Origin of the sequence: Sporolactobacillus nakayamae, assembly GCF_900113325.1 — a bacterium.
Taxonomy (GTDB): Bacteria; Bacillota; Bacilli; order Bacillales; family Sporolactobacillaceae; genus Sporolactobacillus; species Sporolactobacillus nakayamae.
This window is the reverse complement of sequence record NZ_FOOY01000007.1, coordinates 1-14,344: the sequence shown is the minus strand read 5'-3', so window position 1 is coordinate 14,344 and position 14,344 is coordinate 1. Positions and strand designations below refer to the sequence as shown.

The following is a 14,344-nucleotide window of genomic DNA, read 5'->3' as shown; positions in this document are numbered from 1 at the left end:
CTTTTTGAACACCCTCTATTAGCAACTACAATCTGCCGTTTCGTTCAACAGTTGCTGAATGTGCATCGCAATCGCATCCGCTGAACCAGGATCGTTGACCACATCATAGTCGTCGATATTAATTTTTAAGACCGGACAAATGGAGAAGTGGCTGATCCATTGTTCATAGCGGTCAAACATTTCCCGCCAATAACTGCGGGGAGTTTCCTTTTCCAAACCACGTCCGCGCTGGCAAATTCGATTAACAGTCGCGTCCAAAGAGCCGTGAAGATAGATCAGTAAATTGGGATGGCGGAAATAAGGCGTCATCACCATCGCCTGAAAAAGGCTGGAGTAGGTTTGGTAATCTGCATCAGACATCGTTCCTTTTTCGTGGTGCATCTTCGCAAAGATTCCGGTGTCTTCATAGATTGAGCGATCTTGAATAAAGTTATCGGTACTTGTCGCGATCTTTTGTGTTTCTTTAAAACGTTCGCCGAGAAAGAAAATTTGCAAATGAAATGCCCAGCGTTCAAAATCCTTATAAAATAAATCAAGATAGGGATTTCCGTCCACCTTTTCAAAGGATGTGCGATAGTTCAAGCGGTTTGCTATGGCTGTGGCAAAAGTTGTTTTTCCAATGCCAACCATACCGGCGACAGAGATTAATTTATTTGATGGTGGTGCAGATTCGATCATTGTTGACGTCCTTTCATTAAATACATTTGAAAATAAGAACACATATACGATTTATTTATTCAGTGTATCACCTTAAAAGCAGAAAAAAAAGTGGAGAAGATCGAAAAAGATTGTAGATTCATGTATAAAAAAAGAGAAAAAAGTCGATTATTAATGTATCGTTTCCGATTTGTGAACTTGACAGAGAAATGTTGATATACCAAGGAAGAATCCGTTTACAAACTTGCGATTTTATTGACACTATATGGGTATTGTGCTATATTGTAATAAACCATTTTACTACTTAATATAAGATCTGGATGTAAGAATGAAGACCCTTCCTAGAAGTGTAGTAGTTTTTACTTCTGGAAAGGTCTGTTTTTTATGTACATGTTTTTGTTGTTAAATGGTGGATGGTTTTAGTTCACGCGCGGGCAGCGCAACGTTTTAGGGAGGCAGTTACACATGCAAAACGGTAAAGTAAAATGGTTCAACGCAGAAAAAGGCTACGGTTTCATTGAAGTTGATGGCGGAAATGATGTATTCGTACACTATTCTGCAATCGAAGGCGACGGTTTCAAAACGCTTGAAGAAGGTCAAGAAGTTAGCTTCGAAATTGTTGAAGGTAACCGCGGACCTCAGGCAGCAAACGTTACAAAACTGTGATCTTCGGCCATAACCGATGATGCGGAAGCAGTCCTCTCTAAAAAAGGGCTGCTTTTATTTGTGGCTCAAAGGGCAATGCCCTGTTCAAACCCTCTCTTTTTCTGTATAATACACTATGTCGCAAAAATTGTGCGAGCTGCGGCTCTGTAGCTCAGTGGATAGAGCGTCGGTTTCCTAAACCGTGCGTCGCAGGTTCGATTCCTGCCAGGGCCATAATGTAAATGCTTTACTATCAAGGGTTTCAGCCGTTTGGCTGAGACCCCTTATGTTGATTAACTTGATTGTTGATACCGAAATATGCGTTTTTTGCATGGGTATGAAGAATTCAGTTGTCTAAAACAAAAGCGCTCCTAATCGGGCGCTTTTGTTTTAGGTATTTTCAAAATGGTTTTTCAAAAGGATCAAAGGGATATATAAACCAGCTCGGAAGCTTCTTGCTTTTTATGAATGAACATGCCGGCTTCGCCATAATTATTTAAAAAGTCTTGATTAAACGACTTATATTCTTTTGGTGTCAACGTTAAAACGTATCCGTGATCGTTCGCTGTTCCATATTTAGAAAAATGGCCGGGAAAGCGATGGAGTGTGTTCTTGTTTCCCAGCTGAACATTTAGGGGAACAGAACTTAAATCTAAATGAATCACGTAACCATTAGTTAAATGTAATAAGATCGTTCGATTGCTTCGAAAGGAATACGAATGAACGGATTGTTCCGTCTCAATACTCTGCGTTGCCTTGTAGTCAATCACTTCTCCGTAAGTGGCCAAACTTGCAATGACAAGAGCGGCTGCTACTAAAACTGCAATACCTATACGTTTACTGAAAAAAGTACTTTTCATGTTTAATGAAGGCCTCACTCTAATGGATTTCAATGTCACAAACGTTATCACATTTTTGACAAAAAATCTACACAAAATGTACACAATTTTATTGATGATGCTTATAAGTTTTTTTTATGAGTCATTAAGCGAGGATGAAATTCAATTTTATTTTGAAGCCTGAATGTTTCGAAGCACGCGCTCTGCTTGTACGATTTGATCCTTGAGATAGTCAGGCGCTTTGGGATGGCTTAGAACCTCTTCGGTTGTCAACCAGTAAAATTCGGCGATTTCATCGGCACTGACGGCATGCGGTATGCCGGATTTCGGACTACATAAAAAGATTGCCTCAAGCGCGCATCGTCCTTCGGGAAGGAGAAACGAGGCGCTTTTTACGTACGTGAGCTCACCTACATCAATCGCAATTTCTTCTTTAATTTCGCGGCGCAGCGCATGTTCTAAAATATCATTCGGGTGATCATTCAGATCCACTTTTCCGCCGACGAGCGCAAGCAATCCGGCAGCGTGTTTTTCTCTTTCGCTGCGTTTAATAATCAGCCAGCGTCCTTCATGATAAATGGCGGCCTCAACGATGACAAGAAACATCGAATTCCTCCGATCATACTTCTTTTTTTCTTCATTATATGGCAGTGTCGCTTTTCTTGAATGTCTTTCTTAAGTTTGTTACAGTCAAAAGTAATTTATTGGTCAGCCTTCGACGGAGGGGGCATGAGAATGACAAAGGTGACGGCTGTTGTCACGGGAGGATCAGGCTCGTTGTTTCTCACTTGGGCTTGACGCAGCGGGTAATTGGTTAGAGGAATTTTCTGAGGGCTTCACGAAGTACATTATTGACGAGTAGTGGGCGGCTATTGATCAAATAATCGACGTGTAACATTTAAAGCGACTTTTTCGTTTATACAGATATAAAGGCAAAGGAGGAGGCAGCAGATTGAACAGCCAATTGGAAAATCAAGCTCGGGATGATGCATTTGCGCAGCGCATTCGTCCGTATATGACGATGATGCGCAGGCAGTGCGTAAGACTTGCGGGGAATACTTGGGATGGCGACGACCTTTTTCAGCGCGCGATGATGAAATGTTTCAAGGCGTGGCAGGAGCGCGAGACACGGCCGCTCACGAAGGCGTATGTCTTTCGCATCATCTCAAACACATGGATTGACGATCACCGAAAAGTGCGCGTGACGGAAGAGACTCAGGAATCATTTGATGATGTCGCTGGGCGCAGTGACGAAAAGAACACAAGCGACCATTTCGCTGCAGCGATGAAAATCGTGCTTGAAAAGTTAAATGCAAGGCAAAGACTGGTATACTTAATGCAGGCTGGTTTGGGACTGACCGCATCTGAAGTCGCCAAGCGATTGGGAGAGACTGAGGGTAATGTGCGTGTCATTTATCATCGAGCGAAAAGGTGCGTTGCATCCCATCAGCCGAGCTTGGACGCGCATCCTGGTGAGCGGCGTTTGGCGCGTTACATCAGTGCTTTTCAAAGCGGTGATCCGGATCAGCTGCTTACCCTTTATCATGAGGAAACGCGCCTGTATAATGCGCGTAAATCAGGTTTCGGCGGCTCTGGCATTACCTGCCGGCTGGCTGCTTAAAAATAAAATAATTGAATCGAATTACAGGGAGGAATTACTGTGTCGTCATTTTTTATTCCATATGTCATTGAACAATCCAGCCGCGGGGAACGTTCCTACGATATTTACTCGCGTTTGCTGAAAGACCGTGTCATTTTTCTTGGTTCGGAGATCAACGATGAAGTTGCTAATAGCATTGTTGCACAGCTGCTTTTCTTAGCCTCTGAGGATTCGGAAAAGGATATCTCCATTTACGTCAACAGTCCAGGCGGCTCGGTGTCTGCCGGCTTTGCAATTCTAGACACGATGAATTTTATTAAGCCGGACATTCAGACGATTTGTGTTGGCATGGCTGCGTCAATGGCCTCAATCATCCTGACATCGGGAACAAAAGGCAAACGTCTTTCGCTTCCAAACGGCGAAGTGATGATTCATCAGCCGCTCGGTGGCGCGCAGGGTCAGGCAAGTGATATCGAAATCAGTGCGCGACACATTTTGAAAACGAAAGAAAAGTTGAACAAGATTCTTTCGGAGACATCGAACCGGAGCTACGAACAGATCCTGAAGGACACGGATCGCGACAACTTCCTAACGGCTGAACAAGCGAAGGAGTACGGCTTCATCGATAAAATCATTAAAAAATTGTAAAGAAGTCATTCGGTCTGGCGTGTCACAATGCGCCGGGCTTTTTTATTTCCAGTATTTTCTGTTTTATTCTTGTACATCATGCTGATCTCAAGTACCCTAAACATGGGGGGAACGCGACATGAAAAGGGCTATTTTTATAATCCTGGGATGCCTGATCATCTTTGCTATTATTGGCGGAGCAGGTTATCTCTTTTATCAGAAACAGCAGCATAACGAATTACGTCAGCAGACGGCAGAGAAAATGATTGAAAAAATCAACCAGGCGGATCCTAGTGACAAGAAAAATCCGTTTGGTGAGGATAAAAAAATCAATGACCTGACCGATGACGACATGCAGCTGTTCATCCATGAAATGGCGCATCAAAAGGTTAAGGCCGATCAGAAATGGGGCTACATTCGAATCACGCAAAATCGAGTTGATTGGCTGTACCGCGCGCTGGATCAGAATAAATTTACCTATGAAAAGACGTACCAAGCGATTTTAAAACGCTGGAAGAAGGGTGATTTCTCCAAAGTGGATCAGGATCATAATGCAGTATGGAAGCTGCAGGGCGGAACGATCGGAAAGGCTACAGGCCTGTTGTCTCCTGCAGAGGAGAAGCGTTACATAGAAGCGCGGAGTAAAAAGTAAATCACGTGAAAAATTGCTCCATTTTTTTGAATAGAAAAAGCGATGCCGCACATAATAAGACCACCTTTTGAAAAGGAGGTTTTGACCTTGGTGGATAAGCCGGGAACACGATACAGTGTGCAGAAAGAAGAAGAACTTTGGCCGGCGGCGGATCCTTCGCACGCATCGAAGCGTCCGGACGGGAGCATAAATACCCGCCCCGGTGAACGGATGTTTTCTGCACATGATAAGCAGCGTCATCACGATCATACGGAGGGATGACAGGTGAAAGAGCCGGGCAGAACCGATGAAATGATCAAGCGTTTCGGCACATCTCATGCCAAACATTCGCCGAATCAAGTGAACGGCGAAACGCAGCAGACACAATCAGGAAAAATTCTTGAGGTTAATGCAAGGCGTCACCAAAAGTAAAACCGGGTCAAAAGGTGAGGAAGGCGGCTCTCTAAAAAGGGGCCGTCTTTTCTTCTGATTTTTGATTTTTTAAAATTTATTTGTATAATGGATGTAAGCCTTTTAAATTCGTTTATGTTTGCATAAAGATAAGTGGACAACGGAAACTTTTGATGAAAATCAGACGTATGTATATTACAAGCCTTTAAGGAGGATGAGCGTTCATGGTTGAATTTGCATCACATGCGGTTCGTAAACCGTACTCGAAATTGTTTGCAGCATTTTTTTCCGGACTGCTGGTAACGACAATAGGTCTTTATTTTGGACAATATGTCTCTGATGCGTTGCGTTTGCCGCTGTGGATTCTGGAAATCGGCATGATTTTCATGATGATGTTTGTGAGAAAACGTAAAGCGGTCGGCTATCTCCTGATGTACGGGTTTATGTTCATCTCGGGCATCACCCTATACACGGCAATTGGCTACTATGTAAGCTTGCTTGGCGCGTCACTCGTGATGCAGGCATTCGCAGTAACAACGGTATCATTTGGCGCTATTGCGGTCTATGCGATGGTAAGTAAACGCGATTTCTCGTTTCTCGGCGGGTTTCTGTTTGTCGGTTTAATTGCGCTGATTGTTGTTTCGTTGTTCAGTGCTTTTTTCCCGGTATCAAGCATGACGGCGCAGATTTATTCAGGACTCGGCATTCTCATTTTCGTCGGGTATACGTTATTTGATTTCAGCCGGTTGACGGTGCACGGGTTTTCGGATGAAGATATTCCGATGATTGTTGTATCCATCTATTTGGACTTCATCAACCTGTTTCTGTACATTCTGCAGTTTATCGGTATCGGATCGAAAAACTAAAATCTTATTCAGATACAAAGGAGGCGCTGCGGCGTCTCTTTTTTTGCAAGTAAAAAAAGTATAGCGTTTTGCCTTGCAGGTACGATAAGGTCATAAGATTCGATTGAGCGATCAGGTAAGCGCCCAATCTGAGAAATAAACGGAAAAATTCCGCTTAATTAGAAAATGAATGAAAAAATTGCTTGAATAGACGGAGAAATTCCGCTTATCGAATCGAAAACGTGAAAATGGAGGGTTTTTCTGTGCATAAGCGGAAAAATTACCCTTATGTATCTGTGAAACAAGCGTAATGATGCATATAACCGGAAGATTTCCGCCTATTTTGCTCGTTACTTAATGAGGGACCAGAATGCTTAATGAAACAGAAATGTTTGTTCAAGTACAAGGTTGATGATTCAAAACGGCATTTGGAGCAAAGGAACTTTCGTATGTAAGGATCTTTCGCTAAGCACGCGTATGTCCTGTACGCAATGCGAAAGCCATCACATCCTGTGAAAGTACGTCCTGCAAGCAACGCGAAAGTCACTGCATCCTGCGGAAGTAAGAACCGTGCGCTTTTTGCCCGGTTTTTCTTATTTTTTTAGAAACGGCTATTTTTTCTTTTACGAGATTAGGCACTTTCGTTATACTAGACAAGATGGACAAACATACATATGGAGGAGATGCACGTGGCAGGACGTATCGTTCAAACGAACGAAAAGCTTCCTTTGATTGAAAGTATTCCTTTGAGTTTGCAGCACTTATTCGCAATGTTCGGTTCTACGGTCCTTGTACCGCTTATTTTTAAGGTTGATCCGGCAACCATTCTGTTGATGAACGGAATCGGCACCTTACTTTATCTAGCGATTTGCCGCGGAAAAATCCCGGCTTATCTGGGTTCAAGCTTCGCATTTATCTCCCCGGTGCTCTATGTGTTGGGGAACGGTGGTTATGAGGCGGCACTCGGCGGCTTCATCGCGGTTGGTGTGGTATTTATCCTGGTATCATTCATTATTAAAGTTGCCGGCACAGGCTGGCTGGATATTGTCTTTCCACCCGTGACGATGGGTTCGATTGTCGCTATTATCGGATTGGAATTAATTCCGGTCGCGGCGCAAAGCGCGGGCCTGATCAGCAACGGCACGCCGAAATGGGCGCCGGATGCAGCAACGATCACCACGTCACTTCTAACGTTGGCGATTACACTGCTCGGCTGGGTGCTGTTCCGCGGTTTTCTGAAGATCATTCCGATCTTGATCGGCATTATTGGCGGCTATATTATTGCGGCATTTGCCGGTCTCGTAAAATTCCAACCGGTACTTGATGCTCACTGGTTCTCATTGCCGACCTTTTATCGTCCTGAATTTGATTGGTCGGCAATCGCGGTGATCCTTCCGGCAGCGCTCGTGGTCATTGCAGAGCATATCGGCCATCTGATCGTGACAGGCAATATTGTTGGTAAGGATTTAATGAAGGATCCGGGTCTTGACCGTTCTATGTTAGGAAATGGTATTTCAACCATCATTTCAGGCTTTGTAGGCGCGACACCGAACACGACCTATGGTGAAAATATTGGCGTCCTAGCCATTACGCGTGTCTATTCGACATGGATTATCGGTGGCGCAGCGGTGATCGCTGTGGTGCTGTCGTTTGTCGGCAAACTGTCAGCGTTGATTTCAACCATTCCACCAGCAGTCATGGGCGGCATTTCACTGATGCTCTTCGGTGTCATTGCTTCCAACGGTTTCCGTATTTTCGTGGAGAAGCAGGTTGATTTTGCCAAGGCGCAAAACATGATTCTAAGCACTGTGATTTTTGCGACCGGAATCAGCGGTGCAACGATCAATCTCGGACCGGTTGCGCTTAAGGGCATGGGTCTTGCAACGATTGTTGGCGTACTGCTCAGTCTGTTCTTCGCATTGATTAACAAACTGCATTTATCTAATGAAGAAGAATAATCTTGTTATTGTTATTAAGAGAGGCACTCTCCTGGTGGGGGTGTCTCTTTTTACATTGAATTCTGCGGCATCATTCGGTATACTGCTGTTCAGACAGGAGGGGTGTCCATGTGCTTAGAGGATGAACGGTTTATGGAACTTGCAATTGCTGAAGCAAGGAAAGCGGAAGAAATCGGCGAGGTGCCGATCGGTGCGGTGATCGTGCAGGGCGGCGAAGTGATCGCGCGCGGGTACAACCGACGCGAACAGCTTCAGCAGCCAACCGCGCATGCCGAATTGATGGCGATTGAATCGGCAAGTCGAAAGCTCGGCACATGGCGTTTGTCCGGCTGCACGCTCTATGTCACGTTGGAGCCGTGCCCGATGTGCGCCGGAGCTATAGTCCTTTCGCGCATCGACCGCTTGGTGTACGGCGCGGCTGATCCAAAGGCGGGATGCGCCGGTACTCTGATGGATTTGATTCAAGAACCCCGCTTCAACCATCGCGCAGAAGTCGTGGCCGGAGTGCTCGGCGAGCGATGCGGCCGGATGCTCAGCGATTTTTTTCGCACATTGAGAGAAAAGAAGAAACGTAAAAACGATAATTTATAATTTATGGCATGCGATGGGATATTGAGTTAAATTCCTGCCCAAACTTCAAAAAGAGTTTCAAGGCAGATCCTATGATTTAATGATCAGCCATACGACCATCGCTTTTTCTCGGTTTATCCTCTTATCATGGCAAAATCGCTGTCACACGGATCATCCCACACTCGAAGTATGTTCTATAACCTTTGCGATGGAGTGGATGAATTAGACTGGACTGCAGCGCTCGTAGATCTGTTCAAAATTTTTGATGCTATGCTTCAGCAGACAAACAAATAGATCAACAAATTAATCAAAAGTCAATTAGCACAATGGATTGAGGGCTTACCCAACTATATCAAGATTTACCTGCCCAAATTAGGGTGCGAAAGTTGAGTATTAATATTAACGATTAAGAATCACTAATTCCTTATGATGACGAGCCATTAACTGAAGAAGAGAAAAAAGCGATTGACGAATTTGAGAGTGGAAAAATGGAATTCGTTTCTTGGGAAGATGTATTTAGGGATGATGAGGCCAAGTAGTACCCCAGTCTGTTTTGGATTAGATTTCAACAAGATAAATCTAAAACCCTACAACTTAAAGAGTTAGAAAGTCTTTTTTTGTAGCGTATAAATGGTATTGATAAAGACGCAGCGATTTTGATATGAAATAATATAGACCAATATCGATTGTCTTGCCTCTCTTATCTTTTTATGTTAAACTAACTTTCGTCGTAGCGATTAATTAAGCAGTATTTGGATTAAGTTGTGTTATGAGAAATTATGCGTTACGGTATTTGGCTGTGGAGGCGTACCCAAGTTGGCTGAAGGGGACTGACTCGAAATCAGTTAGGGCGTCGTTCGGCGCCGCGGGGGTTCGAATCCTCTCGCCTCCGCCATTAATTTGTTATCCAATTAGCCGTGCTAGATGGGGAGGTAGCGGTGCCCTGTAACTCGCAATCCGCTGTAGCGAGGTTGAATTCCTTTCGCGAGGTCTCGACATTGTGAGGCAGCCTTAAGCACGTGGTGTTGACGTTCGGGTCCCGCGCAACGGAAACTCATGAACCCTGTCAGGTCCGGAAGGAAGCAGCAGTAAGTGAGACCTTTCGTGTGCCGCGGGGTTGCCCGGGCTGAGCCGGCGACTTGAGAAGCGCTCGTGATGTCTTGATCGACGAAAGGTGCACGGCGTTAAAAATAAACCAACAAGAGCTATCGAAGCTGATCTTCGGTAGCTCTTGTTTTTTTCATGGAGAAAGAATAGTGCCGCAGTTTCTTTCAAACACGGTAACCGTTATAATGAACGTATATCATTAACGCCGAGCGTATTCGGTGAAAGGAGGAGAAAGATGGCGTATCAGGCGCTTTACAGAGTCTATCGGCCCCAAACGTTTCATGATCTTGCCGGGCAGCAGCATATTGCTCAGACTCTCCAGAACGCGCTGACCAAACAGCAATTTTCTCACGCTTACCTCTTCACCGGACCACGCGGAACAGGAAAAACGAGCGCCGCTAAGATTTTTGCGAAGGCGATCAACTGTGAACATGCTCCGGTGGCGGAACCATGTAATGAATGTGCGGCTTGCCGGGGTATTACCAGCGGAAGCATTGCCGACGTGATCGAAATTGATGCCGCGTCAAACAATGGCGTGGATGAAATACGCGATATTCGTGATAAAGTAAAATATGCGCCGAGTGAAGTCCGCTACAAAGTTTATATCATTGATGAAGTGCATATGCTGTCAACGGGTGCCTTTAACGCATTGTTGAAAACCTTGGAAGAGCCGCCGGAGCATGCGGTGTTCATCCTTGCGACAACAGAACCGCAGAAAATACCGCTTACGATTATTTCACGTTGCCAACAATTTGATTTTCGCCGCATCCCTTCATCAGAGATTTTTGAGCGCCTGCGTTTTGTTGTTCAGAATCAGAAAATCGATGCGGAGGATGAAGCGCTTCAGCTGATCGCTAAGGCGAGTGAAGGCGGGATGCGTGACGCACTGAGTGTATTGGACCAGACTGCTGCCTACAGCGAAGCGACCGTGACGGTTCAAGATGTGCTTGACGTGACGGGTATGGTTGCGGGCCTCATGGTTCGGGATTTGATTGACTTGCTGGAAGCCGGCGGTGCTGCCGGAGCGGTTGGAAAGATCGGTGAGCTGCTGGATCAAGGCAAAGATCCTCTAAGGCTAATAGAGCAAGTGCTTTTTTATTATCGAGATCTTTTGCTTTATAAAACATCTCCGGAACTTGAGGATTTGCTGAGCCGCCCTCATGTTGATGATGATTTTTGCAAGCAGGCGGAGGCTGTGCCTGCTGAACGGCTTTTTCAGGTCATTAACCAACTAAATAGCGCATTTATTGAAATGAAGCGTACCAACCACCCGCGTATTTTACTTGAGATGGCGGTTGTTCGATTATGTCAGCCGTCAGAGTTAAGCAATCCCAGTGCGGGAACAGCTTCCGTACCTGCCGCACTGGAAAAAAGAATAGACAACCTTGAAAAGCAAGTACGGCAGTTATCTGTCGCGCCGCAACCCGTGCATCAGCAAGAACAGCATCAGGAGCAGAGTCACACGCGTGCGCCGCGAAGAAACAAAGCTCTGCGTATTCCAACCGCGCATATTAACCGTGTGCTTACTGACGCGACCAAAGAGGAATTGGTTGAATTGCGCTCCGTTTGGGCTAAGGTTATGGCAAAAATCCGTTCTGAAAATGTGGCCGCACACGCCTGGATGATGGAAAGCCAGCCGGTTGCCAGTTCCGCTGAGGGATTTGTGCAGGCCTTTAAATATGATTTCCATTGCCAGATGGTTATGGAAAATAAGAATAATATAATGGGCCTCGTTCAATCCATTGTTCAGGACGTGACTCAGAAACAAAAAATCATGTATCCTATTCCTGAGGAAACATGGAAAACAATGAAGAAAGAATTTATTGCACGCTCAAAATCAAGTCAGGACGATAACGGCGGGAAGAAGGAAGAAGATCCGATCATCGCAGAGGCGAAAAAGCTTGTGGGTCCTGATTTGCTTGATATAAAAGATTAATGAATTATGGAGGCGATTGATATGATGCGAGGAAATATGAACAACATGATGCGTCAAGTGCAGAAAATGCAAAAACAAATGGCTGAAGCCCAGGATAAATTGAAAGATGAAATTGTTGAGGGTACGGCCGGGGGCGGAGTTGTTACTGTTAAGGCGAATGGTCAGAAGCAAATCGTGGATGTAACCATTAAGCCTGAAGCTGTAGACCCAGATGATGTGGAAATGCTGCAGGATCTTATTGTTGCCGCTGTTAATGATGCGTTTGCTCACGCGGATGAACTGGCAACAAAACGTTTAGGCAAATTTACTCAAGGATTAAATCTTCCGGGCATGTAAGCCGTCGGTATTTTGAAGCGATAAGACAGCAAATTTCTTAAACCAATGAACCGGACTCGCTGTTCGTTCATTTATTAGAGGATCTTTGACAAAGAGCGGAAGGAGATCGGTGATGCACTATCCTGAACCGATTGCGAAATTGATTGACAGTTTTATGAAGCTTCCAGGCATTGGTCCGAAAACGGCAGTGCGCCTCGCTTTCTTTGCAGTCGAGATGAATGAAGAAGACGTTATGGACTTTGCTCGCTCGCTTGTTGATGTAAAGCGAAAGTTAGTTTATTGTTCAGTTTGCCAAAATATCAGTGATCACGATCCATGTTCTATTTGCGACGATTCCTCCAGAGACCATTCCACCATCTGCGTCGTGCAGGATCCAAAGGACGTGGTAGCGCTTGAGAAAATGCGTGATTACCACGGCGTGTATCATGTACTCCACGGGGTGATTTCGCCCATGGATGGTATTGGTCCGGAGGACATTAAGGTTGCGGAATTGATCCATCGTCTTGAAGACGAAAATGTAAAGGAAATTATTCTCGCGACGAATCCGACGGTAGAAGGCGAAGCGACAGCGATGTACATTTCACGTCTAGTGAAGCCGATCGGTGTCAAAACATCGCGCATCGCTCATGGGCTGCCGGTTGGCGGCGATCTGGAATACGCAGATGAAGTAACGCTCTCTAAGGCGTTGGAAGGACGCAGAGAGCTCTGATTCTAGTTTGCAGCTAATGTAGTAGTGAACAGGTGATTATTGGAGATGGTGGGGATGTTTGGCAGAAAGAAAGGCACCTTGCGTAAAGAGATGAATGAATCACTTCTTGACCTTCTTTATCAATGCAAGACAGAGTGGATGACCAAGAAGAAGGTAATCGATGCTAGCATTGATCCTTCTGATGAAGTGCTTCATCAGTTGAAGCTGGCTGAAGCTAAATATTTTTGTTTGTTAAAAGAAGTTCGCGCGCGAAAATCATTCATGAATGAATAAAGTTCTAAACAGGACATGCCTTCATACCTTAACTAATGAGGACATCTATGGGATAAACCTAGATCTTCTATTACTTTGGGTGGGGAGGCATGTCTTTTGGGTAATTACTTATTTTTAATTATTGGTGTAATGATCGTATTTCTTATCATCATGGCTGCAGGGGCTTCATTCCATCCTATGAAGTGGGTTGGCAGGCTGGCGATCCGTTTTGTTGTTGGCGCGTTGCTACTGTTTCTGCTGAATGTCATTGGAGAATCTTTCAGTATGCACATACCAATAAACCTTGCCACGGCTGCAGTCAGCGGGTTGCTAGGTATCCCCGGTATTGCGGCACTAGTTATCATAAAGTTCTCGCTGGGCTCATGAGCGGGGGCTTTACTATAAGAACGTATATAGATTTAAGAAATTATAAGTGGTCCGTCAATAAGGGCGCTTCGCTAAACACGCGTACGTCCTGTGGCAAGCTGAGGACTAGGCTGTTCATGGACGTCGCGACGGCGGTTTCAAATTAAAAAGATTTGGCGAAGCCAAGTTTTCTAATCTATAGTATAGAAAAATAGTAGATATGGAATAGATGTTTTATATTTTTCTAAAAGGGTATTGACTAACTATACGGCAGATGGTACGATGTTTCTTGTCGTGTTTCGGAACACAAAAAAAGATGTTGACGAGATAGTTAGTCTATGTTAATATATTTCTTGTCGCTGAAACACAACGAAAAAAAGATGTTGACTTCCTGATAGAAACGTGATATTATTTAAAAGTTGCTGTTGGGAATAGCACAGCGAAGAATGTTCCTTGAAAACTAAACAAAAGCCAAGCGTGATTTAAAAAGGGTTTAACCCCTGATAAATTCAAATTGCTATGGATCTTATGAACGAGCTTCCACAGGATGTGGTGACTTCCGCGTTATACACAGGACGTGCATGACTTTAGCGGAAGATCCGCTCCTTTGGAACTGAAACAAAACTGTGTTATAAAGCAAGACACTTTTTGGAGAGTTTGATCCTGGCTCAGGACGAACGCTGGCGGCGTGCCTAATACATGCAAGTCGAGCGCATTGAAGGGAGCTTGCTCCCGGATGTGAGCGGCGGATGGGTGAGTAACACGTGGGTAACCTGCCTGTCAGATTGGGATAACTGTGGGAAACCGCAGCTAATACCGAATGATCCCCTGCACCACATGGTGCAGGGTTGAAAG

The 14,344-nt window shown here is 44.9% G+C and carries 17 protein-coding genes, 2 tRNA genes, 1 rRNA gene, 1 other RNA gene and 1 pseudogene; 19 read left to right on the top strand and 3 right to left on the bottom strand.

Annotation, left to right across the window (positions count from 1 at the left end; genetic code table 11):
• Positions 1-18: 18 nt before the first annotated feature.
• Complete coding sequence (locus BM003_RS05580) at positions 19-678, bottom strand: deoxynucleoside kinase (RefSeq protein WP_093670968.1); 660 nt, start codon at positions 676-678, stop codon at positions 19-21.
• A gap of 444 nt (positions 679-1,122) precedes the next feature.
• On the opposite strand from BM003_RS05580, the gene cspD reads away from it, so the two are divergent.
• Together cspD and BM003_RS05570 are read left to right on the top strand one after the other, a co-directional pair.
• Positions 1,123-1,323: a cold-shock protein CspD gene (gene cspD / locus BM003_RS05575; protein ID WP_093670966.1), complete on the top strand. Its 201-nt coding sequence runs from the start codon at positions 1,123-1,125 to the stop codon at positions 1,321-1,323.
• A 140-nt stretch (positions 1,324-1,463) separates the two neighbouring features.
• Positions 1,464-1,536, top strand: a tRNA-Arg gene (locus BM003_RS05570).
• A gap of 188 nt (positions 1,537-1,724) precedes the next feature.
• Here BM003_RS05570 and BM003_RS05565 read toward each other — a convergent pair.
• Positions 1,725-2,162 (bottom strand): hypothetical protein, encoded by a 438-nt coding sequence (locus BM003_RS05565; RefSeq protein WP_093670964.1) that lies wholly within the window; start codon positions 2,160-2,162, stop codon positions 1,725-1,727.
• A gap of 147 nt (positions 2,163-2,309) precedes the next feature.
• A complete protein-coding gene (locus BM003_RS05560) occupies positions 2,310-2,747 on the bottom strand; it encodes an NUDIX domain-containing protein (RefSeq protein ID WP_093670962.1) in 438 nt (145 codons plus the stop codon).
• 346 nt (positions 2,748-3,093) lie between these two features.
• On the opposite strand from BM003_RS05560, the gene BM003_RS05555 reads away from it, so the two are divergent.
• The 17 genes and pseudogenes from BM003_RS05555 to BM003_RS05475 form a co-directional block, all read left to right on the top strand.
• Positions 3,094-3,762, top strand: coding sequence for an RNA polymerase sigma factor (locus tag BM003_RS05555; RefSeq protein ID WP_093670960.1), 669 nt, complete (start codon positions 3,094-3,096; stop codon positions 3,760-3,762).
• A gap of 39 nt (positions 3,763-3,801) precedes the next feature.
• The gene (gene clpP, locus BM003_RS05550; protein ID WP_093670958.1) at positions 3,802-4,389 is read left to right on the top strand and encodes an ATP-dependent Clp endopeptidase proteolytic subunit ClpP; all 588 of its coding nucleotides are present in this window, start codon (positions 3,802-3,804) and stop codon (positions 4,387-4,389) included.
• A gap of 118 nt (positions 4,390-4,507) precedes the next feature.
• A complete protein-coding gene (locus BM003_RS05545) occupies positions 4,508-5,020 on the top strand; it encodes a DUF6241 domain-containing protein (protein ID WP_093670956.1) in 513 nt (170 codons plus the stop codon).
• Positions 5,021-5,137: 117 nt separating this feature from the next.
• Complete coding sequence (sspK, locus tag BM003_RS05540; protein WP_425441040.1) at positions 5,138-5,281, top strand: small acid-soluble spore protein K; 144 nt, start codon at positions 5,138-5,140, stop codon at positions 5,279-5,281.
• A 3-nt stretch (positions 5,282-5,284) separates the two neighbouring features.
• Positions 5,285-5,431: a YpzG family protein gene (locus BM003_RS05535; RefSeq protein WP_093670952.1), complete on the top strand. Its 147-nt coding sequence runs from the start codon at positions 5,285-5,287 to the stop codon at positions 5,429-5,431.
• Positions 5,432-5,634: 203 nt separating this feature from the next.
• Positions 5,635-6,276 (top strand): Bax inhibitor-1/YccA family protein, encoded by a 642-nt coding sequence (locus tag BM003_RS05530; protein ID WP_093670950.1) that lies wholly within the window; start codon positions 5,635-5,637, stop codon positions 6,274-6,276.
• 668 nt (positions 6,277-6,944) lie between these two features.
• On the top strand, positions 6,945-8,213 hold the full coding sequence (gene uraA / locus BM003_RS05525; protein ID WP_093670948.1) for a uracil permease: 1,269 nt from the start codon (positions 6,945-6,947) through the stop codon (positions 8,211-8,213).
• A gap of 108 nt (positions 8,214-8,321) precedes the next feature.
• On the top strand, positions 8,322-8,804 hold the full coding sequence (gene tadA, locus BM003_RS05520; protein WP_093670946.1) for a tRNA adenosine(34) deaminase TadA: 483 nt from the start codon (positions 8,322-8,324) through the stop codon (positions 8,802-8,804).
• Positions 8,804-9,173, top strand: a pseudogene (locus BM003_RS17910) (IS4 family transposase); the annotation flags it as partial. The gene tadA and the pseudogene BM003_RS17910, both read left to right, overlap by 1 nt.
• 411 nt (positions 9,174-9,584) lie before the next feature.
• A tRNA-Ser gene (locus BM003_RS05510) sits at positions 9,585-9,678 on the top strand.
• Positions 9,679-9,698: 20 nt separating this feature from the next.
• Positions 9,699-9,965: signal recognition particle sRNA large type (gene ffs, locus BM003_RS05505), an RNA gene on the top strand.
• A gap of 160 nt (positions 9,966-10,125) precedes the next feature.
• Entirely contained in the window at positions 10,126-11,826 is a 1,701-nt protein-coding gene (gene dnaX, locus BM003_RS05500; RefSeq protein WP_093670944.1) for a DNA polymerase III subunit gamma/tau, read from the top strand.
• A gap of 21 nt (positions 11,827-11,847) precedes the next feature.
• Positions 11,848-12,162, top strand: coding sequence for a YbaB/EbfC family nucleoid-associated protein (locus BM003_RS05495; RefSeq protein ID WP_093670942.1), 315 nt, complete (start codon positions 11,848-11,850; stop codon positions 12,160-12,162).
• Positions 12,163-12,274: 112 nt separating this feature from the next.
• Complete coding sequence (recR, locus tag BM003_RS05490) at positions 12,275-12,871, top strand: recombination mediator RecR (RefSeq protein ID WP_093670940.1); 597 nt, start codon at positions 12,275-12,277, stop codon at positions 12,869-12,871.
• Between the two features lie 54 nt (positions 12,872-12,925).
• On the top strand, positions 12,926-13,144 hold the full coding sequence (locus tag BM003_RS05485; protein ID WP_093670938.1) for a YaaL family protein: 219 nt from the start codon (positions 12,926-12,928) through the stop codon (positions 13,142-13,144).
• Positions 13,145-13,240: 96 nt separating this feature from the next.
• Complete coding sequence (locus BM003_RS05480) at positions 13,241-13,510, top strand: pro-sigmaK processing inhibitor BofA family protein (protein ID WP_093670936.1); 270 nt, start codon at positions 13,241-13,243, stop codon at positions 13,508-13,510.
• 624 nt (positions 13,511-14,134) lie between these two features.
• Positions 14,135-14,344: ribosomal RNA gene (locus BM003_RS05475) — 16S ribosomal RNA — on the top strand; the annotation flags it as partial.